Annotated in this window: 28 protein-coding genes, 1 tRNA gene and 1 rRNA gene; all 30 read right to left on the bottom strand. The window is 70.8% G+C overall.

The window, feature by feature from the left end; all coding sequences use genetic code 11:
* Positions 1–18: 18 nt before the first annotated feature.
* Positions 19–1,158, bottom strand: a complete 1,140-nt coding sequence (essB, locus tag QM621_RS10670; protein WP_414990361.1) for a type VII secretion protein EssB — start codon at positions 1,156–1,158, stop codon at positions 19–21.
* 49 nt (positions 1,159–1,207) lie between these two features.
* A complete protein-coding gene (locus QM621_RS10665) occupies positions 1,208–1,441 on the bottom strand; it encodes a hypothetical protein (RefSeq protein ID WP_414990360.1) in 234 nt (77 codons plus the stop codon).
* Positions 1,438–1,899, bottom strand: a complete 462-nt coding sequence (locus QM621_RS10660; RefSeq protein ID WP_414990359.1) for a hypothetical protein — start codon at positions 1,897–1,899, stop codon at positions 1,438–1,440. The genes QM621_RS10665 and QM621_RS10660 overlap by 4 nt, the downstream gene beginning before the upstream one ends.
* 64 nt (positions 1,900–1,963) lie before the next feature.
* On the bottom strand, positions 1,964–2,254 hold the full coding sequence (locus QM621_RS10655) for a WXG100 family type VII secretion target (protein WP_414990358.1): 291 nt from the start codon (positions 2,252–2,254) through the stop codon (positions 1,964–1,966).
* Between the two features lie 270 nt (positions 2,255–2,524).
* A tRNA-Pro gene (locus QM621_RS10650) sits at positions 2,525–2,598 on the bottom strand.
* A gap of 41 nt (positions 2,599–2,639) precedes the next feature.
* Positions 2,640–3,485, bottom strand: coding sequence for a pseudouridine synthase (locus QM621_RS10645; protein ID WP_414990357.1), 846 nt, complete (start codon positions 3,483–3,485; stop codon positions 2,640–2,642).
* Between the two features lie 51 nt (positions 3,486–3,536).
* The gene (der, locus tag QM621_RS10640) at positions 3,537–4,877 is read right to left on the bottom strand and encodes a ribosome biogenesis GTPase Der (protein ID WP_414990356.1); all 1,341 of its coding nucleotides are present in this window, start codon (positions 4,875–4,877) and stop codon (positions 3,537–3,539) included.
* Complete coding sequence (locus QM621_RS10635) at positions 4,874–5,953, bottom strand: lysophospholipid acyltransferase family protein (RefSeq protein WP_414990355.1); 1,080 nt, start codon at positions 5,951–5,953, stop codon at positions 4,874–4,876. The genes der and QM621_RS10635 overlap by 4 nt, the downstream gene beginning before the upstream one ends.
* The gene (gene cmk / locus QM621_RS10630; RefSeq protein ID WP_414990354.1) at positions 5,950–6,615 is read right to left on the bottom strand and encodes a (d)CMP kinase; all 666 of its coding nucleotides are present in this window, start codon (positions 6,613–6,615) and stop codon (positions 5,950–5,952) included. The genes QM621_RS10635 and cmk overlap by 4 nt, the downstream gene beginning before the upstream one ends.
* A 7-nt stretch (positions 6,616–6,622) precedes the next feature.
* Positions 6,623–7,699, bottom strand: a complete 1,077-nt coding sequence (locus tag QM621_RS10625; RefSeq protein ID WP_414990353.1) for a prephenate dehydrogenase — start codon at positions 7,697–7,699, stop codon at positions 6,623–6,625.
* Entirely contained in the window at positions 7,696–8,433 is a 738-nt protein-coding gene (locus tag QM621_RS10620; protein ID WP_414990352.1) for a pseudouridine synthase, read from the bottom strand. The genes QM621_RS10625 and QM621_RS10620 overlap by 4 nt, the downstream gene beginning before the upstream one ends.
* Entirely contained in the window at positions 8,426–9,016 is a 591-nt protein-coding gene (scpB, locus tag QM621_RS10615; RefSeq protein ID WP_414990351.1) for an SMC-Scp complex subunit ScpB, read from the bottom strand. The genes QM621_RS10620 and scpB overlap by 8 nt, the downstream gene beginning before the upstream one ends.
* The gene (locus QM621_RS10610) at positions 9,009–9,848 is read right to left on the bottom strand and encodes a segregation and condensation protein A (protein ID WP_414990350.1); all 840 of its coding nucleotides are present in this window, start codon (positions 9,846–9,848) and stop codon (positions 9,009–9,011) included. Before QM621_RS10610 ends, scpB begins: the two co-directional genes overlap by 8 nt.
* Positions 9,845–10,189 (bottom strand): hypothetical protein, encoded by a 345-nt coding sequence (locus tag QM621_RS10605; RefSeq protein WP_414990349.1) that lies wholly within the window; start codon positions 10,187–10,189, stop codon positions 9,845–9,847. The genes QM621_RS10610 and QM621_RS10605 overlap by 4 nt, the downstream gene beginning before the upstream one ends.
* Positions 10,174–11,019 (bottom strand): ParA family protein, encoded by an 846-nt coding sequence (locus tag QM621_RS10600; protein WP_414990348.1) that lies wholly within the window; start codon positions 11,017–11,019, stop codon positions 10,174–10,176. The genes QM621_RS10605 and QM621_RS10600 overlap by 16 nt, the downstream gene beginning before the upstream one ends.
* A gap of 91 nt (positions 11,020–11,110) precedes the next feature.
* Positions 11,111–11,731, bottom strand: coding sequence for a hypothetical protein (locus QM621_RS10595; RefSeq protein WP_414990347.1), 621 nt, complete (start codon positions 11,729–11,731; stop codon positions 11,111–11,113).
* Positions 11,728–12,012: a hypothetical protein gene (locus QM621_RS10590; RefSeq protein WP_414990346.1), complete on the bottom strand. Its 285-nt coding sequence runs from the start codon at positions 12,010–12,012 to the stop codon at positions 11,728–11,730. The genes QM621_RS10595 and QM621_RS10590 overlap by 4 nt, the downstream gene beginning before the upstream one ends.
* Positions 12,013–12,017: 5 nt before the next feature.
* Complete coding sequence (locus QM621_RS10585) at positions 12,018–12,944, bottom strand: site-specific tyrosine recombinase XerD (RefSeq protein ID WP_414990345.1); 927 nt, start codon at positions 12,942–12,944, stop codon at positions 12,018–12,020.
* Positions 12,944–13,546, bottom strand: a complete 603-nt coding sequence (locus QM621_RS10580; RefSeq protein ID WP_414990344.1) for an NUDIX domain-containing protein — start codon at positions 13,544–13,546, stop codon at positions 12,944–12,946. Before QM621_RS10580 ends, QM621_RS10585 begins: the two co-directional genes overlap by 1 nt.
* Positions 13,543–15,198: a CTP synthase gene (locus tag QM621_RS10575; protein WP_414990343.1), complete on the bottom strand. Its 1,656-nt coding sequence runs from the start codon at positions 15,196–15,198 to the stop codon at positions 13,543–13,545. Before QM621_RS10575 ends, QM621_RS10580 begins: the two co-directional genes overlap by 4 nt.
* A gap of 20 nt (positions 15,199–15,218) precedes the next feature.
* Entirely contained in the window at positions 15,219–16,076 is an 858-nt protein-coding gene (locus QM621_RS10570) for a copper transporter (protein WP_414990342.1), read from the bottom strand.
* Complete coding sequence (gene steA, locus QM621_RS10565) at positions 16,073–17,251, bottom strand: putative cytokinetic ring protein SteA (RefSeq protein ID WP_414990341.1); 1,179 nt, start codon at positions 17,249–17,251, stop codon at positions 16,073–16,075. The genes QM621_RS10570 and steA overlap by 4 nt, the downstream gene beginning before the upstream one ends.
* A 75-nt stretch (positions 17,252–17,326) precedes the next feature.
* Positions 17,327–19,006: a DNA repair protein RecN gene (gene recN / locus QM621_RS10560; RefSeq protein ID WP_414990340.1), complete on the bottom strand. Its 1,680-nt coding sequence runs from the start codon at positions 19,004–19,006 to the stop codon at positions 17,327–17,329.
* Entirely contained in the window at positions 19,006–19,929 is a 924-nt protein-coding gene (locus tag QM621_RS10555) for an NAD kinase (RefSeq protein WP_414990339.1), read from the bottom strand. Before QM621_RS10555 ends, recN begins: the two co-directional genes overlap by 1 nt.
* On the bottom strand, positions 19,926–20,741 hold the full coding sequence (locus tag QM621_RS10550) for a TlyA family RNA methyltransferase (protein ID WP_414990338.1): 816 nt from the start codon (positions 20,739–20,741) through the stop codon (positions 19,926–19,928). The genes QM621_RS10555 and QM621_RS10550 overlap by 4 nt, the downstream gene beginning before the upstream one ends.
* Complete coding sequence (locus QM621_RS10545; protein WP_414990337.1) at positions 20,738–20,902, bottom strand: hypothetical protein; 165 nt, start codon at positions 20,900–20,902, stop codon at positions 20,738–20,740. The genes QM621_RS10550 and QM621_RS10545 overlap by 4 nt, the downstream gene beginning before the upstream one ends.
* Positions 20,899–21,795 (bottom strand): HAD hydrolase-like protein, encoded by an 897-nt coding sequence (locus QM621_RS10540; protein WP_414990336.1) that lies wholly within the window; start codon positions 21,793–21,795, stop codon positions 20,899–20,901. Before QM621_RS10540 ends, QM621_RS10545 begins: the two co-directional genes overlap by 4 nt.
* An 88-nt stretch (positions 21,796–21,883) precedes the next feature.
* Positions 21,884–22,216, bottom strand: coding sequence for a single-stranded DNA-binding protein (locus QM621_RS10535; protein WP_414990335.1), 333 nt, complete (start codon positions 22,214–22,216; stop codon positions 21,884–21,886).
* A 90-nt stretch (positions 22,217–22,306) separates the two neighbouring features.
* Positions 22,307–23,185 carry a tetratricopeptide repeat protein gene (locus tag QM621_RS10530; protein ID WP_414990334.1) on the bottom strand — a complete coding sequence of 293 codons (879 nt, stop codon included), beginning with the start codon at positions 23,183–23,185 and terminating at the stop codon, positions 22,307–22,309.
* 76 nt (positions 23,186–23,261) lie between these two features.
* Positions 23,262–23,378, bottom strand: a 5S ribosomal RNA gene (gene rrf, locus QM621_RS10525).
* Between the last annotated feature and the right edge of the window lie 8 nt (positions 23,379–23,386).

Below are 23,386 nucleotides of genomic sequence, written 5' to 3'. Positions count from 1 at the left end.
GCCTGGCGGCTGACACGCTCACTCTTCCGTCGCCGTCTCGTCGGTCCCGTTGAGCTTGGCCGTCAACTCGTCGATGGCTTCCTCGTACTCGGTGAGGAGTTCTTGCTTCTTCTCGCCCGCCATCTTCGTGTCCAGTTTCGTCGCCTGGTACAGGTCGGTGTAGGCCAACAGCGTGAGCTGGTCGTCGCCGAGGTTCTTCGCGTAGTCGAGGGCGTCCTCGAACTCGCCTCGGCCCATCGCGATCCAGTAGCGCAACGTCACCTCGTCGGACTTCTCCGAGAGCGTGTTGACGATCGTCTGCTTCTGCGTCGTCGTGAGGTCGTGGAGGTTGACGCTCGACACCGCCGCCACGTACTGCGCCGACGTGGGCAGGTCCTCGGCGTCGTGGCCTTCCAGCTCGGTCAGCGTGCCCGCATAGTCATGCGCGAGGAACCGCGCCTGAGCGGCGATCACCGCGGTGTTCTGACGGTCCTGGTTCGCGGTCTGCCACGCGAACACGCCCGCGACCAGCGCGGCGATCAGACCGACCACGCCCACCACGCGATACCAGGCGTAACGGCGCTTGGGGACGCTGACCTCGGCAGCGGCCGTCCTCGCCTGCTCCTCCCGCACCTGCCCGTCGATGTAGGCGAACAGCTCGTCAGTGCTGGCCGTCGTCCGCACCGCGGTCGAGAACTTGTCTTTGAGGGCCGCCGATCCGTCGAGGATCTGCTCAAAAGCGAGCTTCGGGTTGAACACCTGCAACACCATCGCCTGCGTCGAGGCGAGGAACCGCGCCTCGTCGAACGCCGTCGGGGCCAGCATGCCCTGCAATCCGGCGTGCACCACCCGGAGCCGGCCGCTCGTCACAAACACGTTGTCCGGATGGATCAGCGGCACCGTGAAACCACCCCGGTCGCCAGCGCACACTGACAGCCGCTGCGCCAACAGCAACCGGTCGAGTTTGGTCCGCGTCTGGCCGATCGCCTCGCGGAAGCTGATCTCGTCGGCGGCCAGACGGTAATCGAGGGCGAGCCCCGTGTCGGTCTCACGCGCGTCGACGTAGCGAGCGATCACATCTAAGGACGCGGCGTCGAACCCGTTCTTCTCCGCCTCCACCCGAAGGACGTCAGAACTCCGGTCGAAATCGAGAGCCATGCCCTCCACAGAAATGCGCATCACCCGGTGAATCCTAGAGGTCGCGATCTTCCTTTAGGACCTCGATCCCTCACACGACGATGCGCAGACGGTCGCCGTTGCCGATCCCGAACGACGAGACGGCGTCATAGCCGCTCACGTCGAGGGCCTTGTCGTCAAGCGACAACGAGAAATCCGCGGGCAGCGCTGTGCCTTTCGCGGCGAACCCGTCACGGATCAGCTCTGCCAGCCGATCGAACGTGACCTCGCCAGGCACTACCAGATCGACGTGTTTGCCCATGTGCTCCAAAGTGACTTCGATCATGACACCGCCCGCTTTCTCCTCGCCCAGAACCTGCCCATCAACACACCCGCCACCAACGTCAGCGGCACCCCGACCACAGCAGCCGCGATGTACAGCAACGAGGAGCTCCTCTGCTCGTCGCCCGCCGATGAGAACACCTCACGCGGCGTGTAGTCCTCGAAAAGCACCGCCCTGACCGGCTCGTACTCCGCCGCCCCGGACTCGGTCTTTGTGAAGTCCAGCGTCTCGGCGACGCTCAACCGCTCCGCCGCCCGCCGCTGCTGCTCCTGGAGCAGCGCGGCGAAATCCGCCGAGAACAAACTCCCACGGATCGGGAAGTCCCCCACGGAGCCCGCGCTCACCGGGTCATTGACCAGAACCGTGGTGTTGAGGTCCAACTGACCCCCGCCCTGTCCCTCGCCGCCATCGGTCGCGAACGCGGAAACAGGTGTGCTGACCGTCACCACGGCGGTCAGCACACCTGCGAGGAGACCCCGAACGAGGAAAGACCGCCGCTCCGAGTCCTCCGCGACCAGAAGGCGGTCAGAAGCCGAAGCTCTGCGCATCCTGCGCGTCACGCTCGGCGATGGTGTCCGCGTAGGTGTTCAGCTGCTGGTTGATGTTCACCAACAGCTCCTCGAACTTCTTCACGCTCTCCGACAGCTGCTCGTACTGCGCCAGGTACGCCTGGAAGGCCTGGCCCTTCCACTGCTCGGCGATGAGCCCGTTCATCTGGTTGACGTTCTGGATGGCCTGCTCAATCTCTTCCTTCGAGCGGGTGTACACCTGAGCCTGCTGCTTCAGTTCCTCCGGTGTCACACTGATCTGGCTCATAAATCTCCTCAATCCAGGTAGTCCGAGAATGATCGGACCACACGACTAATCCGTGGAGATCCTCCCATGCTCTCCACGGCCACAGCACAACAGGTAGTCGGTGCGCGCATCGACGTGGGAAAACGCGACAGGTCGCGCATATTCGACGGAACTCATCACCATAAATAATTCACCCGGGTTAATACTCCGGGCGGCGATCATCCGTACTCTCAGATCGATCAACGGAGAAAAAAAGCCCTGGTGAGAATGACTCTCACCAGGGCGAAAATGTCGGGCTGACAGGATTTGAACCTGCGACCCCCTGACCCCCAGTCAGGTGCGCTACCAAGCTGCGCCACAGCCCGTGACAACGAAATGAGACTCTACCCGACCGCCTCAGGCAGCCTCAGCAGGGGGCGATGATCGGGAAGGAGCGGCCGCTCACGAAACGGCGTGGCGTGCCGTCGACGGGGTCGGGGAAGGCCAGCTCGGCGGCGAGCAGCTGCAACGGTCCCGGTTCTCCCGCCCCGTACAAGGGGTCGCCGACGATGGGCAGGCCGAGGCCGGTCAGATGGGCCCGCAGCTGGTGAGTCTGGCCCGTGAGCGGGGTCAGCCGGTAGACGGCGCGGTCGCCGAGCACCCGCTCCACCTCGATCCGCGTCTCGGCGTTGGGCAGCTCGCCGGGAACCTCCACGGTCCGCGAAACACCGCGCTCCTTGCTCAAATGGTTCCGCACCACCTCGGGCACATCGTCACGGTACGGAGCCAGCGCCCGATAGACCTTCATCGCCTCGCGCCGCTGGAAGACCTGCTGATAGGCCCCACGCCACCGGCGCTCGGTCGTCAGCAGCAACACCCCCGACGTCAGCCGGTCGAGCCGGTGCGCGGGCTGCAACTCCGGCAACCCCAGCGCCACCCGCAGCCGCGCCTGCGCCGTCTGCCGCACATGCGACCCGCGTGGCGTCGTCGCCAGGAACGGCGGCTTGTCGACCACGACGATCCGCTCGTCGCGCCACACCACCTCGACCTCGCCCGCGACCACCGGCTCGTCCGGCATCGGCCGGTGGAACCACAGCCACGTCCCCGGACGGTAGGGGTCGTCGGCGCGCACCGCCCGTCCGGAGGCGTCCACGAACGCCCCGTCGGCCACCATCGCCTCGACATCGACGAACGACGGCAGCCGCGACCGCAGCCAGTCGGCCATCGTCGCCCACTCCGGCGCGACGCCGCGCCGTGCGGGCGGGGTACACACGCACGCCCCGTCCACCCCGTCACGCTGCGGCAGCGGCGACGCCGGAGCCACTTAGCGGCGCTTGCGCTTCTCGCGGACCCGCTGCTGCAGGTGGATCGGCGTGCCCACGAAACCGAACTCCTCGCGCAGCCGCCGCTCCACGAAACGCAGGTACGTCTCCTCCAACTTGCCGGAGGTGAACAGCACGAACGTAGGCGGCGCGGTCTGCGGCTGCGTGCCGAACAGGATCTTCGGCTGCTTGCCGCCGCGCACCGGGTGCGGGTGCTCGGCGACCAAACGGCCCAGGAAGGAGTTCAGCTGACCCGTCGTCACGCGAGTCTCCCAGCCGTCGAGCGCGGCGTCGAGCGCCCGCACCAGCCGGTCGACGTGCCAACCGGTGCGCGCGGCGATGTTGACCCGCGGCGCCCACTGCACCTGCACCAGGTCACGCTCGATCTCACGCTCCAGGTAGTAGCGGCGCTCATCGTCGACCAGATCCCACTTGTTGAAGGCGATGACCAGCGCGCGTCCGGTCTCGCGGACGGTCTGGATGATACGCAGGTCCTGCTCGCTGAGCGTCTGGCTCGCGTCGACGATCATCACCGCGACCTCGGCCCGCTCGATGGCGCCCGTCGTGCGCAGACTCGCGTAGTACTCGTGGCCGGACGCCTCGCGCACCCGCTTGCGGATACCGGCGGTGTCGATGAAGATCCACTGGCCGCCGCCCATCTCCACGATCTCGTCGACCGGGTCGACCGTCGTGCCGGAGGCGTCGTCGACGACCACCCGGTCCTCGCCGGCGAGCTTGTTGAGCAGGCTCGACTTGCCGACGTTCGGCTTGCCGACGATCACCACGCGACGCGGCCCTTCCTCGTCCTCCTCCGGCTCCGGCGGGGCCTCCGGCAACACCGCGAGCACCGCGTCGAGCAGATCGCCGCTGCCCCGGCCGTGCAGCGCCGAGACCGGGAGGGGCTCGCCCAGGCCGAGGTTCCACAGCGAGGCCGCCTCGGCCTCGGTGCGCTGGTCGTCGACCTTGTTGGCCGCCAGCACGACCGGCTTGCCCGAGGAGCGCAGGATCTTGACGACCGCCTCGTCGGCGTCGGTGATGCCGACCGTCGCGTCGACCACGAACAGCACCGCGTCGGCCACCGAGACGGCGATCTCGGCCTGCGCGGCGATGCGCTCGGCCAGGCCGCGCGCGTCGGGGTCCCAGCCGCCGGTGTCGACGACGGTGAAGACGCGGCCGTTCCACATCGCCTCGTAGGGGACGCGGTCGCGGGTCACGCCCGGCACGTCCTCCACGACCGCCTCACGACGGCCGATGATGCGGTTGACCAGCGTCGACTTGCCGACGTTGGGCCGACCGATCACCGCCAGCACTGGCAGCGGCCCGGTGGCCTCGATGTCGCTCATGCGCTCTTATCCGATCCCTGGTCGTCGGTGTCGTCGGTGTTCTCGTCGTCAGCGTCGGTGTCGGGGTCGGGTTCGTCCGTCTCCTCGGACTCCGGCTCCGCGTCATCGGACGCATCGGCGTCCTCAGCGGGCTCCTCCGGCTCGTCCTCGGTGTCCGGCTCGTCGTCGGCCTGTTCCGGCTCCTCGGGCTCGGGCTCCTCGTCGCTGTCGGCGGTCTCCTCGGTGTCAGCGTCGGCGTCCTCGGCAGGCTCCTCGGGCTCGTCCGCCTCGTCCGTCGTCTCCTCGGCGCCCTCGTCCGCGGCGGGCTCCTCGTCGACGACCTCTTCTTCGACGATCTCCTCCTCGACCGGCTCCTCCTCGACCGGCTCCTCCTCCACGAGGTCGGGCACCGGCGGAGGCCCGGGAAGCTCGCGCTTCAACCGGTCGAGCGTGTCCTCGACATGTTGGCGCAGCGCCCGGGCGATCTGGTCGCTGGCCTTGGCGACCTGCCAGGAGTCACGGGGCCAGTCGAGCGGCGAGATGTGGATCTGGTCGCCGTAGACGATGTCGATCCGCGAGCCCTTCGGCGGCTTCACGTCGACGGCGGCGCCCGGCTCGCGGGTGCCGACCACCGCGACCGGCACGACCGGGGCGCCGGTGGTCAAGGCGAGATAGCCCGCCCCGTCGAAGACCTCCTCGACCGTGCCCGCGCCACGACGCCCCTCGGGGTACAGCAACAGCACCTGGCCCGCGCGCAACACGCGCAGCGCGGTGCGCACGGCGGCCGCGTCGGTGCGCCCCCGATGCAGTTTGATCTGAGCGGCCCACCGCAGGAACCGGCCCGCCTTGCCGTCGAAGGACTCGGCCTTGACGAGGGCGTGCACCGTCCGGTCGGCCGTGGCGACCGTGACCGGGCCGTCGAGCCAGCCGATGTGGTTGCTGACGATGATCGCCGGACCCGAGCCGGGCAGATAGCCCATGCCGCGCACGTTCACATCCCACCGACGCGTCACCCGGCGCCGCAGGAACGGCTTCATCAGCCGGTGCGGCCACTCGCGCAGACCGGACCTGACCGGCGTCGCCTCGGCGATGCTCATCGTCGCTCCCACACCAGCGTGACGATCTCGTCGACCACTTCGTCGAGGGTGAGGTCGGTGGTGTCGATCTCGACCGCGTCGTCGGCCTTGGCCAGCGGCGAGGTCGTGCGCGTCGAGTCGATCTGGTCGCGCCGCTCCAGCGAGGCGGCGGTGGCGGCCGTGTCGCCGCTGCCTTCCTCGGCGGCCCGGCGGGCGGCCCGTGCGGCGGTGTCGGCGGTCAGGAAGATCTTCAGCGGGGCGTCGGTCGCCACGACCGTGCCGATGTCGCGCCCCTCGACCACGATGCCCTCGCCGGCGGCCGCGATGGCCTGACGCTGCAACTCGACGAGACGGGTGCGCACCTCCGGCACCGCCGAGACGGGACTGACGTGGGCGACGACCTCGGGACCGCGGATCTCGACCGACACGTCGACGCCGTCGGCGGTGATGGTCGGGGCGTCGGGGTCGGTGCCCGAGACGGTCTGGACCTCGCCGACGGCCGCGGCGACCGCGGCGGCGTCGCCGGTGTCGACCTCGCGCCGCAACAGCGCCCAGGTGACGGCGCGGTACATGGCGCCGGTGTCGAGATAGCCGAATCCGAGGCGACGGGCGACGCCGCGGGCCGTGCTGGACTTGCCCGAACCGGACGGTCCGTCGATGGCGACGACGAATGGCGTGGACACAACTCTCCTATCGGTACGCGGGCCAGCCGCGCTCGGTCAGCGAGGACGTGAGGTGGTCCGCCCGGTCGGCGGCCACTTCGATCTGGGCGAGGCCCACAGGTCGACCGTACTCGTGGTTGATCCGGAAATCCTCGATGTTGACACCTGATTCTCCGATATCGGCCATGAGCGCCGACAACGCGCCCGGCCGGTCGGCCACCGGGACGAGCACGAGCGCCCCCTCGGCGCGCTCCTCGCCGTGCTTGCCGGGGATGCGGCGGGTGCCCGCGCGGCCCGCGTCGAGCACGTCGGACAGCCGTCCGGCCAGCACCTCGCCGCCGTCGTCGAGGGCGTCGAGCACGCGGTCGAGGTCGAGGCGCAGCGCCGCCAGCAGCTCCCGGACGGGACCGGCGTTGCTGTCGAGGATCTGCAGCCACATGCCGGTCGGGCTGCCCGCGATCCGGGTGACGTCGCGCAGGCCGGGACCGGCGAGGTCGAGGTGGTCGCGGGGGGCGCCGACCAGCAGCCCGGCGGTCAGCACCGAGATGACGTGCGGGACGTGCGAGACGAGCGCGACGGCGGCGTCGTGCTCCTCGGCGTCCATGACGAGCGGGACCGCGTCGAGCGCGACGACGAGCGCCCGCACCGACTCGACCGCCGTCTCGTCACTCTGTGACGACGCGACGACAGCCCACGGACGCCCCTCGAAGAGCAGCGCCGACCCGGCCGTCGGACCGGATCGCTCGGTGCCGGCCATCGGATGTCCGCCGACGAAGCGGCGCTCCCCCGGCGTTCCGGCGACGGCCGCCGCGACCGGCCGCTTCACGCTCGCCACGTCGGTGACCACCGCGTCGGGGAACTCCGCGAGCAGCGCCAACACGGTGTCGGGCACGACGCTCGGCGGCGTCGCGACCACCACCAGCTCCGGGTCCTCGACCGGATCGACCGTGCCCGCCCCGACCGACGCCGCGACCTCGGCCACGCTCGGGTCGGCGTCGCGCAGGTGGACCCGGCAGCCGCGCGCGGTCAGCGCCAACGCGATCGACGTGCCGATGAGCCCGCAGCCGACGACCAGCGCGCGCTGCGGCAGGGCGGCCGAACTCATGCCCCCACGCTATCGATCAGCTCGCCGAGCTCGTCGCGGCTCAACTCACGGGTGCGCCCGGAGGCCAGGCCGCGCAGGTTCAACGGACCGAAGCCGATCCGGGTCAGCTCCTTGACCGGATGCCCGACCTCGGCCAACAGGCGACGCACGATGCGGTTGCGGCCCATGTGGAGGTCGAGCTCGACCAGCGAACGGCCGTCGGCGATGTCGCGGATCTTGAACCGGTCGACCTGGGCGGGACCGTCGTCGAGGTCGACGCCCTTGCGCAGCCGGGAGCCGAGCGTCGGCGAGACCTGGCCGTCGACCAGCGCGACATAGGTCTTGGTGATCTCGAACGACGGGTGCGCGAGCCGGTGGGCGAGGTCGCCGTCGTTCGTCATCAGCAGCAGGCCCGAAGTGTCGGTGTCGAGCCGGCCGACGTGGAACAGCCGCTCGGCACGGTCGGCGATCAGCGAGCGCAGATCACGCCGCCCCTGCTCGTCGATCATCGAGCAGACGACCCCGCGCGGCTTGTTGACCAGCAGGTACGCGTGGTCGCTCGGCGGTGGGAGCCGGCGTCCGTCGACCCGGATCACGGCCCGCGCGGGGTCGACCCGGCGGCCCATCTGGGTGACGATCTCACCGTCGACCTCGACCCGCCCCCGCTCCATCAGCGCCTCACAGGCGCGGCGGCTGCCCATGCCCGCCTGGGCGAGCACCTTCTGCAGCCGGATGCCCTCGTCGTTCTCAGCCATCGGTCGGCGTCTCCTCCACCTCGTCGAGCTCGGGCAGCATCGGGGCGATCTCGGGCAGCTCGTCGAGGCTGCCCAGACCCATGCGCTCCAGGAAATAGCTGGTCGTGCGGTACAGGATCGCGCCGCTCTCGGCGTCGGTCCCGGCCTCCTCGATCAGGCCGCGGGCGACCAGCGTCCGCACCACGCCGTCGACGTTGACGCCGCGGATCGCCGATACCCGCGAGCGGCTGACCGGCTGCCGGTAGGCGACGACCGCGAGGGTCTCCAGGGCGGCCTGGGTGAGCCGCGCCTGCTGGCCGTCGAGCACGAACCGCTCGACCGCCCGCGCGACGCTCTCGCGGGTGTAGTAGCGCCAGCCGCCGGCGATGGAGCGCAGTTCGAAACCCCGCCCCTGCTCGTCGTACTCGGCGGCGAGCGCGTGCAAAGCCTCCTCGACGTCGGCGGGCGGATGGCCGACCGCCTGGGCGAGCGTGAGGTGGTCGAGTGGCTGGTCGGCGACCATGAGCACCGCCTCGACCGCGGGCCGCAGGTCGAGCATCTCCAGCTCCAGCTCGTGCGGGCCGCGCAGGCTCGGGTCAGTCATCGTCGTCCTCCATCAACTCAGCCGGGATCACGTGGGCGTCGCCGGTGTCGGGGGCCTCGTCGAACTCCTGGCCCACCTCGACCTCGCCCTCGTCGGTCCCCGTCCACCGCAGGTGCAGGTCGCCGAGCGGGGTGGCCTGCTCGAAGGCGATCATGCCCTCGCGGAACAGCTCCAACAGCGACAGGAACCGCGCCACCGTCGTGATCAGGTCGGGCGAGTCGGCGGTCAGCTGCCGGAAGGTCATGGTGCGCTCGCGGCGCAGCCGGTCGACCACGACGTGCGCCTGCTCGCGCACGCTCACCTGCGGCGCGTGCAGGTGCGCCAGCGACAGGATCGGCTCGGGCTTGGGCGTCAGCGCCGCCGTGGCGATGCGCGCGAGGTCGTCGGGCGTGGCCGCGATGAGGATCTCCGGCAGCAGTTCGGCGAAACGCGGCTCCAGCGACACCGCGCGGGGATGCCGTCGTCGCTCGGCCTCCAACCGCTCGCCCAGACGCCCGGCGACCTGCTTGAACGCCTTGTACTGCAACAGTCGCGCGAAGAGCAGGTCGCGGGCCTCCAGCAGCGCGAGGTCCTCCTCGTCCTCGACCTCGGCCTGTGGCAGCAGCCGCGCGGTCTTGAGGTCGAGCAGGGTCGCCGCGACGAGCAGGAACTGGGTCGTCTGCTCCAAGTCGCCGCCCAGAGCGTCGATATAGGACACGAAATCGGCGGTGACCTGCGACAACGCGACCTCGGTGACGTCGAGTTTGTGCTTGCCGATCAGCTGCAGGAGCAGATCGAAGGGGCCTTCGAAACCGTCGATGGCGACCGAGAAACCCGAAGGAGACTCGCTCACCGCTTCGACGATTCCTCGATCCGCCGCACGAGGTCGCTCGCCTCGCCACGGGCCTCGAAGTCGTCGAGGGCGGCGGCCAGCGCGGCGCGCACGATGCGGCCGCGGTCGACGTTGCGGCCGACGGCGGCGCGCACCGCCAGACGCGTCTGCTCCAAGGCGAGCAACTCGTCGGCGGTGACGTAGACGGTGATCTTCTCGTCGTGCTTGACCCGTCCGCTGGCGGCTTTGCGCGAGGCCGGAACCGGGACGACCGGGTCGGCGGCGGTCGTCTTCGCCGTCGGGCGGAACAGCTCGTCGGCGCCGGGCATCGCCGGACGGCGTCCGGTCACATCGCGGGGCATCGCACCAAGACCTCTCGGGCAAGTTGACGGTAGGCCTCGGCCCCCGGCGAGGTCGGCGCGTACTCGGTGATGGGCTCGCCGGCGACGGTCGAGTCGGAGAACTTGACCGTGCGGCGGATGACGGTGTGGAAGACGAGGTCGCCCCAGCCCTGCACCAGCGTCTGCAGCACCTCGCGGCCGTGCAGCGTGCGGCTGTCGTACATCGTGCCGAGCAGGCCGATGATCTCCAGGCGCGGGTTGGTGCGCTCGCAGACCTTCTCCACGGTCTCCTTGAGCAGCGCGACGCCGCGCAGCGCGAAGTACTCGCATTCCAGCGGGATCACGACGCCGTCGGAGGCGGTGAGCGCGTTGACCGTCAGCAGGCCGAGCGACGGCTGGCAGTCGATGATGATGACGTCGTAGTCGTCGCGGACGGCGTGGATGGCGCGGGCGAGCGCCTGCTCGCGGCCGACCTCGGTGACGAGCTGCATCTCGGCGGCCGACAGGTCGATGTTGGCCGGGGCGAGGTCGAGGCCGGGCACCGTCGTCTCGACGATGATGTCCTTCAGACCGAGCGAGCGGTCCATCAGCACGTGATAGATGCTCTGGTCGAGCTCGTGAGCGTTGTAGCCGAGGCCGACGGTCAGCGAGCCCTGCGGGTCGAAGTCGATGAGCAGCACCTTGCGGCCGACCTCCACGAGCGCCGCGCCGAGGCTGATCGTCGTCGTGGTCTTGCCGACGCCGCCCTTCTGGTTGCACATCGAGATGACGGTGGCCGGACCGGGCTTGCGCGGCGGAGCCTCGGGGAAATGGGGCATCACCCGGCCCGTGGGACCGTACTCCTCCGCCATGCCTCACCCCTTCGCATCGTTCGTGCGTCGTTTTATCGACTCGCGCAACTGTACGGCGCCCTCCTGAAGGTCAGATGAGGCAGGCGGGCGTCTACTGGGCCAGCCGGGCGGCGGTGAAGGCGCGCAGGTCGGTGTAGCCGTAGAGCGTCTCGACCCGTTCGACCATGTCGTCGATCTCCCGGGTGCTCGACGGGGCGGCGAGCAAGGAGCCGGAGGCCACCTCGGCGGCGGTCCGGCGCACCTCCGCCTTGAGACGCAAGCCCCGCACGTCCGGCGCTGGCGGCACCGTGGACAGGAAGTACGCGCCAAAGTCGGTGCGCCAGTGGCCCGCGCCGCCGCGCTCCAACGCCATCCGGTTGCCGACGAGCCGCCCCTCGACCGCGTCGCTGCGGTACCAAACCGGGACGTCGGCGACCCGTGACTGTCCCGAGACGCGATCCCGTTTGTTGCCGGGCGTCATCCAGTGCGCCGCCGACACCCGCGCGGTCGGGAAGGCGGCGGCCGTCAGACCCGCGGCGATGCGCAGCGTGTCGCCCGAGACGGTCACCTCGTCGATCACCAGCACCGACCGGTCGTCGAGGAAGGCCGGCTCCTCCCACACCGACGCCAGACTCGCCGGACGACGACAGGCGAAGGCCGCACGGAACGACGCGAGTTGGTCGCGCGGCACCTGGTCGACCTCGACCATGCCCGTCTCGCTGGCCCCGGTCACGCCCACCACTGCTCCCGGTCGATATTGGCGAAGCGCATCGGCGGCATCGGCGGGACCTGGCCGTCGGCGAACGGAGTCCCCGGAACCCGCGCGAGCACCGGCCACAGCGCACGGACGAACCACGCCACCGGACGCGCCGACTTGTCCAGGAACAGCAGGCTCAGCGGGTCGTCGGAGTCGTGCTGCTCGATCCGATGGATCAGTTTGTCGGTCAGCGTGACATACGCCGAGCGCATCGCCGCCGGTGTGAGGATCGCGTAGTCGGCCGCCTGTCCGCCCATAGACGTCAGTATGCCGAGGTGGACCGCGGATGGGACATGGCGTAGACCTCACGCAGTCGGTCGACGGTGACCAGCGTGTAGATCTGGGTCGTCGCGACCGAGGCGTGGCCCAGCAACTCCTGCACGACCCGCACGTCCGCGCCGCCGTCGAGCAGATGCGTGGCGAAGGAGTGCCGCAGCGTGTGCGGCGAGACGTCGGCCTCGACGCCCGCCGCCCGGGCCGCCTTCGTGAGCACCGTCCACGCGCTCTGGCGCGACAGCCGACCGCCGCGCGCGTTGAGGAAAAGGGCGGGAGTGGAGGCTTTCGCCGAGACCAGGGAGGCCCGCGCCGGCAGATACGCCTCGACCGCCGCCCGCGCGTAGCTCCCCACCGGCACGATCCGCTGCTTGCCGCCCTTGCCACGCAGCAACAGCGAGCCCTCGTCGAGGTCCAGGTCGTCGAGGTCGACGCCGACCGCCTCGGAGATACGCGCGCCCGTTCCGTACAGCAGCTCCAGCAACGCCCGGTCACGCAGCGCCAGACGCGTGCCGGCGGCGCCGGAGGCCTCCAGAATCGCCTCGACCTGCTCCAGCGGCAACGCCTTCGGCAACCGTTGGTCGGGGGTCGGCGGACGCACGGAGGCGGCCGCGTCGACCTCGACCAGCCGCTCGCGCAGCCAGAAGGCGTGCAGACCCCGCGCGGTCACCACATGACGCGCCACGCTCGCCGGACTCAGCGGGGCGTGGTCGTCGTCGCCGCCCCTCAAGGCGGCCGTGAAGTCCCACAGGTCGCTCTCCACGACGTCGCGCGGCTCGGTCCGGCCCGCCGCCGCCAAGTGGGACAGGTACCGGCGCAGGTCGCGGCGGTAGGAGGCGACCGTGTTGTCGGCGAGACCCCGCTCGACTCCGAGGTGCGCGAGATAGTCGAGCGCCGAGCGCTCGATCGCGTCCATCAGCGCCGGGCGTGCTCGGCCAGGATCGCCGCGACCGCCAGGTTGTTGGTGATCCGGCCCGCCAGCACGGCCTCGACCGCGTCGGCGAACGGCATGAACCACTGGCGCAGGTCGGCCTCCTCGGCCTCCCGAGGGATCCGCTCGTCCTCGGGGATCGCGCTCAGCCCGGTGGCGCGGAACACCTGCAATTGCTCGGTCGTGTACCCCGGCGAGGCGTGGACGACGAGGTGCGGCGTCCAGGTGGCGGCCCGAAGGTCGGCCTCCTCGGCCAGCTCCCGCGCCGCGGTGGTCACCGGCGACTCCCCCACGACGTCGAAAATTCCTGCGGGCAGCTCGATCATGCGGCGGCCGACCGGATGGCGGTACTGCTCGACCAGCAGCACGCGGTCCTCGTCGTCGAACGCCAGCACGCCGACCGCCCCGCGCGGCGCCACCACGATCCGCGGGTGCTCCCCGCCGGACGGGTCGACGATGACGTCCTGCCGCACCTCGATGAACGACGACGCGTACACGCCCTCGCTCCCGACGACCGGCCAGGACGCCTCGCTGTCGGCGAGGTCGGCGGGCGCGAGCTCGCCCGGCAGGCGCGGGTGGGGGCTCATCGCGGATCCACCGGCAAGCGGGTCTCGCGCTGACGCCGGAGCGCCGCCCCGACCAGCCCGGAGAACAACGGGTGCGGACGAGTGGGCCGCGAGCGCAGCTCCGGGTGCGCCTGGGTGGCGACGTAGTACGGATGGACCTCGCGCGGCAGCTCGACGAACTCCACCAGGGTCCCGTCCGGCGAGGTGCCGCTGAACACCAGCCCCGCCTCGGCGATCTGCTCGCGGTAGGCGTTGTTGACCTCGTAGCGGTGACGGTGACGCTCCTCGACCGTCGTGGCGCCGTAGGTCTCGGCCACGACGCTGCCCGGCGCCAGCGCCGCCTCATAGGTGCCCAGGCGCATCGTGCCGCCCAGGTCGCCGCCGCCCTCGACGAAGGCCTGCTGCTCGGCCATCGTCGCGATCACCGGAGTGCCCCCGGCGTCCTCGAACTCCGTCGAACTGGCGTCGGCGATGCCGGCCTTGTCCCGCGCGTACTCGATGACCATGCACTGCAGGCCGAGGCAGAGGCCGAGCGTCGGAATGCCCTTCTCGCGCACGTATTTCAGCGCGCCGATCTTGCCCTCGATGCCCCGGATGCCGAAGCCGCCCGGCACGCAGACCGCGTCGACGTCGGACAGCTGGCTGGCCGCGCCCGCCTCGATGGCGCACTCGTCGGAGGGCACCCACCGCAGCCGCACCTTGGCGTTGTTGGCGAAACCGCCCGCGCGCAGCGCCTCGGCGACCGACAGGTAGGCGTCCGGGAGGTCGATGTACTTGCCGACCAGCGCGACCGTCACCTCGTCGGTCGGCTCGTGGACCCGGCGCAGCAGTCCGTCCCACACCGTCCAGTCGACGTCGCGGAAGGGCAGGTCGAGGCGGCGCACGACGTAGGCGTCGAGGCCCTCGCGGTGCAGCACCTTGGGGATGTCGTAGATCGAGGGGGCGTCGCTCGCGGTGACGACGGCCTCGGTGTCGACGTCGCACATCAGCGAGATCTTGCGCTTGACGCCCTCGGGGATGTCACGGTCGGCCCGGCAGACGATGGCGTCGGGCTGGATGCCGATGGAGCGCAGCGCGGCCACCGAGTGCTGCGTCGGCTTGGTCTTGAGCTCGCCGGACGGACCGATGAACGGCACGAGCGAGACGTGCAGGAAGAAGGCGTTGGCCCGGCCGATCTCGTGGCGCACCTGACGGGCCGACTCCAGGAACGGCTGGCTCTCGATGTCGCCGACCGTGCCGCCGATCTCGTGGATGACCACGTCGACGTCGTCGCCGCCCATCGAGAGCATGCGGTCCTTGATCTCGTTGGTGATGTGCGGGATCACCTGGACGGTGTCGCCGAGGTAGTCGCCGCGCCGCTCGCGGGCGATGACCTCGGAGTACACCTGGCCGGTCGTGACGTTCGCCCGGCCGACCAGGTCGACGTCGAGGAAGCGCTCGTAGTGGCCGATGTCGAGGTCGGTCTCGGCCCCGTCCTCGGTGACGAACACCTCGCCGTGCTGGAACGGGTTCATCGTCCCCGGGTCGACGTTGAGGTACGGGTCGAGCTTCTGCATCGTGACCCGCAGGCCGCGCGACTTCAGCAGACGGCCCAGGCTGGAGGCGGTGAGCCCCTTGCCGAGCGAGGAGGCGACGCCTCCGGTGACGAACACGTGCTTGGTGGGGGCGCTCACGGAATTTCAGCCTACCCCAGCTACTGCGGCAGCTGGCCGTCGGCGCTGCGGGTGGTGCCCCAGGCCCCGTTCGTCCCGCCTGCGGACCTGACCAGCGCCCAGACCGCGACGAGCCGGCCGGTGGCCAGGTCGGTCACGTCGACCGTCGAGTAGGTTCCCGCCCGGTCGCTGGCGCGCACTTGCTCCAGCACGCCGCCGTCGACGCTGGTGGTCGACGGGCCGACGATGGCCCCGCCCGCTCCGCTCGTGGCGAGCTGGCTGGTGACGTCGGCGAGGATCTCGCCGCGCGCGCCGTCAGCCGAGCTGGGGCCGATCACGACGAGCACCAGGTCGGCGCCCTGCGTCGGCGCGGTCGGCAGGTCGATGAGGCCGCCCTGCTCGAAGGCGGCGCGGATCGTGGAGGCCTGTTCGTCGAGTTCGGCTCCGCCCATCAGCGCCCGCGCCAGCGCGGCGCCGACCCGGACGTAGCTGTCGTCGGAGGAGGCCACGCCTGGCACGTCCTTGGCGGCCTCCGCGGCGATCGACTCGGCGAACTGGCGGTTGGCCGAGTCGAGCAGCTTGGTGGTCAGCGCGACCTCGCCGACGACCGTGCCGCCGGCGGCGCCGATCCGCTTGGCGAGGTCGTCGACCTCCGAGGAGCGGGCGCCCGGCGTCGTCACGACCAGGACGCGCCGCTCGGCCAGCCCCGTGCCCACGAGGCCCGCCGAGGCGTCGGCGAAGGCCGACTCGAAGGCCTGCTCGGCCGAGTCGGCCTGAGGGCTGACGCCGCCGCCTTCGACGCTGTCGGGGTCGAGGACGGCCCAGCCGGCGAAGAAGCCGATCAACAGCGCGAACAGGACCGCGACGAGCGAGACCACGTGATAGCGGAAGTTGATCATGATCGAAGCCCTTCGAACCAGGTGACGAATCCGTCCCGGACGCCGGCGACGCCGTCGACCAGATCCCGTCCGGGCGGAGTGAACGCGAAAGCCACGGCGAGCACGAGGCAGGCGGTGGCGAGGAAGGCCCAGAACACCCAGCCGGAGATGCGTCCGGAGGTCAGATGCCCGACCGCCTTCGCGTCGACCAGCTTCGAGGCCGCGCGCAGCCGCGCCACGAACGCCGGACCGGTCAGGCCGGGGCTCTGGCCGAGGAAATCCGACAAGGTGGGGGCGGCTCCGGCGTGGACGATGACGTCGGCTCCGTTGCCGTCAGCCAGCAGCATCGCCAGGTCGACCGCCTCTCCTTCGGCGACGAAGGCGGTGATCTCGCTGCGATGCGGCTCGAACAGCTCCGGCGACTTGATCCGGCCCGACGCGGTGGTGATGACGATCTCCTTGGCGGAGTCGAGCGCCTTGGAGCTGAAGCTCTCCTCCGGGCCCACCACGATGTCCGGCCGGTGGCCGACTTTCTGGATGACGTCGCTGCCGCGCCCCGCGCCGATCAGCAACGGGTCGCGGTCGAGGATGAAGCGTTTGAGCGCCTTGAGGTCGGCGGCGGCGTCGAAGCTGTCGGAGACGATCACGACCGGGCGGCCGCGCAGGTCGGTGCGCAGCTTCGGGATGTGGTCGCCGTCGATGAGCATCGCGTGCTCGCGTCGCAGGTGCTCGGAGACGTTGACCGCGAGCGTGTCGAGGCGCACCGCGAGATCGTTGGTCGCCTGCGCGTAGTCGGCACGCACGCGGTCGGCGTCACGGGCGACGCCGGTGGCGATGAGGACCCCGTCGCGGTAGACCTTGCCGTCGTCGACCCGGACGAGATCGCCGCCGCGCAGCCGGGTCACGAGGCCGTCGCCGACGTCGTCGACGAGCAGCACGCCCGCGCGGGCCAGCAGCTCAGGGCCGGTGGTCGGGAACGTCCCGCCGACCGACGGGGAGATGTTGACGACGGCCGCGACCTGCGCCGAGAGCAGCGCGGAGGCGTCCTCGGCGTCCAAGCCGGGGCGGTCGATGATCGCGATGTCGCCCGGACGCATGCCGACGGCCACGTGGTCGCTCCGTCGAGCGATCCGCGCGGGACCGGTCACGCCCGGCAGGCCCACATGGCGGCCGCGGCGACGTTTGAAAGGTGCCATTTCTCCCATCCTGCCACACGAGTCTCAGCAATCACAGCTTGTCACACGAGTCTCAGAAGAATCACAGCGGGCGGCTCAGGCGTGACCGGCGAGCTCCAACAGCTCACGGGCGTGCTGACGCGCCGCGCTCGACTCCTCGACCCCGGCCAGCATGCGCGCCAGTTCGTCGACGCGGTCCTCCCCGGCCAGCCGGACCACCGAGCTGCTGGTGACGTTGCCGTCGTCGTCTTTGAGCACCCGGAAGTGCTGGTGGGCGAAGGCCGCCACCTGGGGCAGATGGGTCACGGCGAGCACTTGGGAGCCTCCGGCCAGACGCCGCAGTCTTCGGCCGACCTCGACCGCCGCCTTGCCGCCGATCCCGGCGTCGACCTCGTCGAAGACGAGCGTGGGCACGGTCGAGCGGCCCGCGAGCACGACTTCCAGCGACAGCATGAGTCGCGACAGCTCGCCGCCGCTGGCTCCCTTGGCCAGCGGACGCGGGCCCGCGCCGGAGTTCGCCGCGAACAGGAACTCGACCTCGTCGGCGCCGTCGGGGCCCAGTTCCTCGCACGGCCGGACCTCGACCGTCAGACGGGCCGAGCGCATCGACAGCTCCGTCAGCTCCTCCCCGACGAGTCCGGCCAGCCGCTCGCCCGCCTCCGCCCGGGCCTCGCGCAGACGTCCGGCCAGCTCGGCGAGCTCGGCGCGCAGCGCGTCAGCCTCAATCCGCAGCGCGGCAGCCTGCTCGTCGCCGACGTCGAGCTCGCCGACGCGCCGGGCCGCCTGCTCCTGCCAGGCGAGCACGTCGTCGAGGGACGGTCCGTACTTGCGCTGGACGGCGGTCAGCGCGGCGATCCGCTCCTGCACGACGGCCAGCCGCGCGGGGTCGAGGTCGACGCCGCTGGCGTAGGCGCTGAGGTCGGCGGCCAGCTCGTCAGTGAGGATCGAGACCTCGCGGGCCCGTCCGGCGAGCTCGTCGAGCGCGGTGTCGTGCCCGGCGGCCTCGTCCAAGGCTGCGACCGCGGCCGTCAGCGTGTCGCGCGCGGCGGCGCCGTGCTCCCCGGCCACGGCCTCGTGGGCGGTCTGCGCCGCGCGCACCAGCGACTCGGCGTGCGCGAGCCGCGCCTGCTCGGCCTTGAGCTGCTCGTCCTCGCCCGCCACCGGCTCCACCGCGGCGATCTCGTCGAGGCCGTGCCGCAGTTCGTCCAGCTCACGCGCCCGCTCCTGGGCGTGCGTGACGAGGTCGTGCAGGGTCGCCTCGATCTGCCGCAGCCGGGCGTGGCCGGGGGCGTAGTCGGCCAGCAGCGTCGCCACGGCGTCACCCGCGAAGGAGTCGAGCGCCTGCCGCTGCTGGGCGGCCTTGGTGAGCCGGTGCTGGTCGGACTGGCCGTGCACGGCCACCAGCTCGTCGGCCAACGCCGACAAGACGCTCGCCGGGACGGTCGTGCCGCCGGCGAAGGCGCGCGAGCGGCCCGCCGCCGAGATCGACCGGCCGATGACCAGCTCGCCATCGTCGACCGCTCCCCCGGCGTCCTCGACCTGCTCGGCCACCGTCTCCCGGCCAGTCACCTCGATGACCGCCTGCACGCGCGCCTGGTCGGCCCCGTGGCGCACGAGTCCGGCGTCGGAACGCTCGCCGCGCAGCAGCCCGAGCGCGGTGACGACCATGGTCTTGCCCGCGCCGGTCTCGCCGGTGATGACGGTGAAGCCCTCGTCGAGGGGCAGCTCGGCGTGCTCGATGACACCGAGCGAGCGCAGTTCCAGATGACGCCACATCAGCGGCCACCCGACTCGGCGGCGAGCTTGCGGGCAGCCTCGCCGCGCCAGCCCTCGACCGGCAGATCGAATTTGCGCACCAACCGGTCGGCGAAGGGCGCGTCGTGCAACCGCGCCAGTCGCACCCGCCGGGCCCCCCGTCGCACCACGACACGGGCGCCGGGCGGCAGGTCGGCCGCGCGCCGTCCGTCGCACCACAACACCCCGTCGCCCCGCTCGTCGACGATCTCCAAGGCGAGCGTGGAGTCAGGCGAGACCACGAGCGGACGGGCGAACAGGGCGTGCGCGCTGATCGGCACCATGAGCAGCGCGGCCACCTCCGGCCACACGATCGGGCCTCCGGCGCTGAAGTTGTAGGCGGTCGACCCGGTGGGCGTGGCGCAGACGACACCGTCGCAACCCCAGCGTGAGACCGGGCGCCCGTCGATCTCGACGACCAACTCGACCATGCGCTCGCGCGACTGCTTCTCGACGGTCGCCTCGTTGAGCGCCCAGTTCCGCGCGACGATCTTCTTGTCGACCAGCACGTCGACGTCGACCGTCAGCCGGTCCTCGACCGTGTACTCGCCGGCGACCACATGACGCGCGATGGACGCGGCGTCGTCGCCGTCGACCTCGGCGAGGAAGCCGACGTGGCCGAGGTTGACGCCGAGCAGCGGCGTCTCGTGGTCGCGGCACATCTCGGCGGCGCGCAGGATCGTGCCGTCGCCGCCGAAAACCACCGCCAGCTCGCAGTCAGCAGACGCGGAGGTGCTCGCGGGCACGATGTCGAAGTCGGTCAGCCCGGCCGCCTTCAAGCGGTCGACCTCGTGGTCCAGCACCCGGACTCGGCGTCCGGCGTCTTGCAGCTCGGCTGCCACCGAGACCGCCACGGTGTCGGCCTCCTCGCGGCCGCCGTGCGTCACGATCAGGACGGTCGTCATGACCCCGCCTCCAACGGGCCGGCCGCCACGACGCGCTCGGCCTCGGCCGGGTCGACCGGGTCGGCGTCGGCGCGCAGCCAGCAGAAGTACTCGACATTGCCCGCCGGCCCCGGCAACGGACTCGGAGCGAGCGCCCGCGTCCCCCAGCCCAGCTGTTCGGCGGCACGGCAGACGTCCACGACGGCCTCGGCGTGCAGCGCGGGATCTCTCACCACGCCATTCTTGCCCAGCCGGTCCTTGCCGACCTCGAACTGGGGTTTGACCATGAGCACCAAGTCGCCGTCGGGCCGACAGCAGTCGATGAGCGCCGGGAGCACCAGGCGCAGCGAAATGAACGAGAGATCCGAGACCACCAGGTCGACCGGACCGTCGATCTGCTCCGGCGTCAGCGTGCGGACGTTGGTGCGGTCGTGGACGTGGACGCGGTCGTCGCTCTGCAACGCCCACACAAGCTGTCCGTAGCCGACGTCGACCGCGACGACCTCGCGGGCACCGCAGCGCAACAGCACGTCGGTGAACCCGCCGGTGGACGCGCCGGCGTCGAGGCAGCGCCGTCCTTCGACACCCACCCCCAACGGCTCGAAGACCTCCAGCGCGCCGAGCAGTTTGTAAGCGCCACGGGAGGCGTAGCCCGGGTCGTCGTCCTCGCGCACCACGATCGCCGCGTCGGTGCCGACCTGCGTGGCGGCCTTCGAGGCCACCGTCCCACCGACGGTCACCGATCCGGCCTGGATCAGGCTCGCCGCCTGCTCGCGTGAGCGCGCCAGGCCGCGGCGGACGAGTTCGGCGTCGAGTCGCACTCGCCGGGTCACGGCGTGCCCGGCCCCTCCGCACGGCCGGCGTCGGCGAGGGTCGCGCGCACCACGTGGTGGATCGCGTCGTAGACGGCCAGGTGCTCTGTCACCGGCCGGTCGGCCAGATCCTCCAGCCCGGACAGCGCCTCGTCGATCCCCTCGTGACCTGTGGTGCTCATGAGTCCATCCTCGCCCAGGCGAGCGCGAGCCGGGCGCGCAGGGCCTCGACCCGCTGAGGATCGTCGGCGTCCACCACGATCTGTTCCTCGGTGACGGTCGCGGTCGCCTCACCGCACCTCGCCGTCTGCCCCACGACCTCCACCGGCGGGTGCGGCACATGCAGAGCGCTCAGGTCGGCGCCCACGAACGACGGACGGCGGCCGGCGGGCAAAGCCGCGAGGTCGTCGATCGTCGCCACGCCCGTCAGCACGGCCAGGCTGTCGACGTCGGCGCCGATCGCCCCGTCGATGTCGGTGTCAGGTCGGTCTCCGACCATGATCGGGCGCTCCGCGCCCGTGCGCGCCAACGACTCCTCGAACAGCGGACGCTCCGGCTTGCCCGCCACCTCCGGCCATCTCCCGGTGGCGTTCGCGACCGCCTGCACCATCGACCCGTTGCCGGGGGCGATGCCCCGCGCCGAGGGGAAGGTCTGGTCGAGATTGCTCGCGAACCATCGCGCGCCGGCGTGGATGGCGTAGCAGGCCTCGGCCAGTTGCGGCCAGCCCGTCTCCGGGCTGTGGCCCTGCACGACCGCGACCGCCTCCTCGGCGGTGTCGACGAGGCGCAGGCCACGCGCCGACAGCGGCTCCCGCAGTCCCGGTCCTCCCACCACCAACACCGCGGCCCCCTCCGGGAGGGCGTCGGCCATCATGCGGGCGACGGCCTGCGCGGAGGTCACCACGTCCTCGGCTCCGCGACAGGGCATGCCCAAGTCGATCAGATGCGCCGCGACCTGGTCGGCCGTCCGGTAGGCGTTGTTGGTCAGGTAGGCGACCGACAAGCCTTGAAGGGACTCGGCGGCTCCGGGCACCGCCTCCGGCCCCACATAGACCACGCCGTCCAGATCGAGCATGACCAGATCATGCCGTTCCACTAGGGGTCGTTCGCTGCTCGACAAGTGATGGCCTCGGGTCATGAGTCGAGGCTAGCGGCTGGCGCCGTCATTCTGTGATCCGCCGACAGTAGGTCAGATCGACGCCGACGAACGAGCGCACCCCGCCGGAGTCCCGCACGAACCGGCGACGCAACTCTCCTTCGACCAGCACCGTGTCCCCCCGTCGCAGTGTCTTGGCCCGACGCCGCATCGCGGCCGTCCACACGTGGATGTCGAAGGTGTCCACAGTGATCCGTCGCGACCGGCGACGGGCGGCGAGACTGCGCTGCACCACCAACCGGAAGGTCACCAACTCGTCTCCGCTGGGCAGCTCACGGACGACGGGCTCGGCCGACAACCGCCCCCGCAGCCGTACTTCATTGATCGTGTTCTCGTCCATAGGGCCAGCCTCGCGAGAGGAGAAGCCCGAGGGAACCGTCATTCTCGCACCTGTGGACAATGTGACGACCGTTGTCAGGGCGCCTGTGGATTACTCCAACTCGGCGAGCCGCTCCTCGGCGTCGGTCAGTTTGTCCCCGTCGACGGCGACCGTGCGATGGAACCACTCCACCGCCTCGTCACGGCGTCCGGCGTCGAGCAACGCGTCAGCGTAGGCGTACCGCAACCGGGCCACCCAGGCCCCGCGCGAAGCGGAGTTCAACGGCTCGGACTCCAAGAGGCGCACCGCCGCCTCCGGCTGGCCGAGGTCGCGGCGGGCACCCGCGATGACGATGCTCAGTTCGATATTGCCCGCGTCGTCGAGGGCTTTGCGCAACTCCGGCGTGTCATAGGCGAGGGCCTTCTCCGGACGCTTCAACGCCCGCTCGCAGTCGGCCATCATCGGCGCGTACATCTGCTGCCCGCTCAACCGGCGGGCTGCCCGCAGCTCGCCCAGCGCCTCGGAGAACTTGCCGGCCGCATAAGCAGTCTCGCCGCAGGCCTCCCGGATGAGCGCGTTGCGGTTGGCGCGAGCCTTGGCCGCGAGGGCATGCAAATAGGCGGTCTCGGGGTCGGAGGCCACCAGGAGTCCAGCCATCACCAGATGGCGCGAGACGCGATCAGCCAGCTTCTCGGGCAGCCCCTGGAGCGCCTGACGCGCGTACCGGTCGAGGTCTTTCGCTCTCACGTCGTCGGGGATCGGCGGCCCGTCATAGATCTTCTGCTCGGCCGTGCGTTCGGGACGCTCCTCGCGCTCCGGGCGACGCCCACGCGGCGGGCCGCTTCGACGGTCCTGTCCAGGCCGTCCTCCCGAACGCGGACGGCGGTCACCGCTCTTGCCACGGTCCCCACCGTGCTTCCGGTCGCCGCCCTGGCTCGGGCTCCGATCTCTGCGGGGCCGGTCCGACCGGCCTCCCCGTGAGTCACTCATGATCTCCAACCTACAAAACTCTCGTCAATAGCAGCAGGGCCGCCCCACAAGTGGGGCGGCCCTGCGCTTGAATAATGTTCGGCGGCGTCCTACTCTCCCACACCCTCTCGGATGCAGTACCATCGGCGCTGAAGGGCTTGACTTCCGGGTTCGGAATGTGACCGGGTATTTCCCCTTCGCCATGACCGCCGTAACTCTGTC

This window comes from Aeromicrobium sp. (assembly GCF_047606445.1).
In the GTDB taxonomy this organism is placed as follows: domain Bacteria; phylum Actinomycetota; class Actinomycetes; order Propionibacteriales; family Nocardioidaceae; genus Aeromicrobium.
Note: the sequence above shows the minus strand (reverse complement) of the source record. Positions and strands in the feature narration are given on the sequence as shown.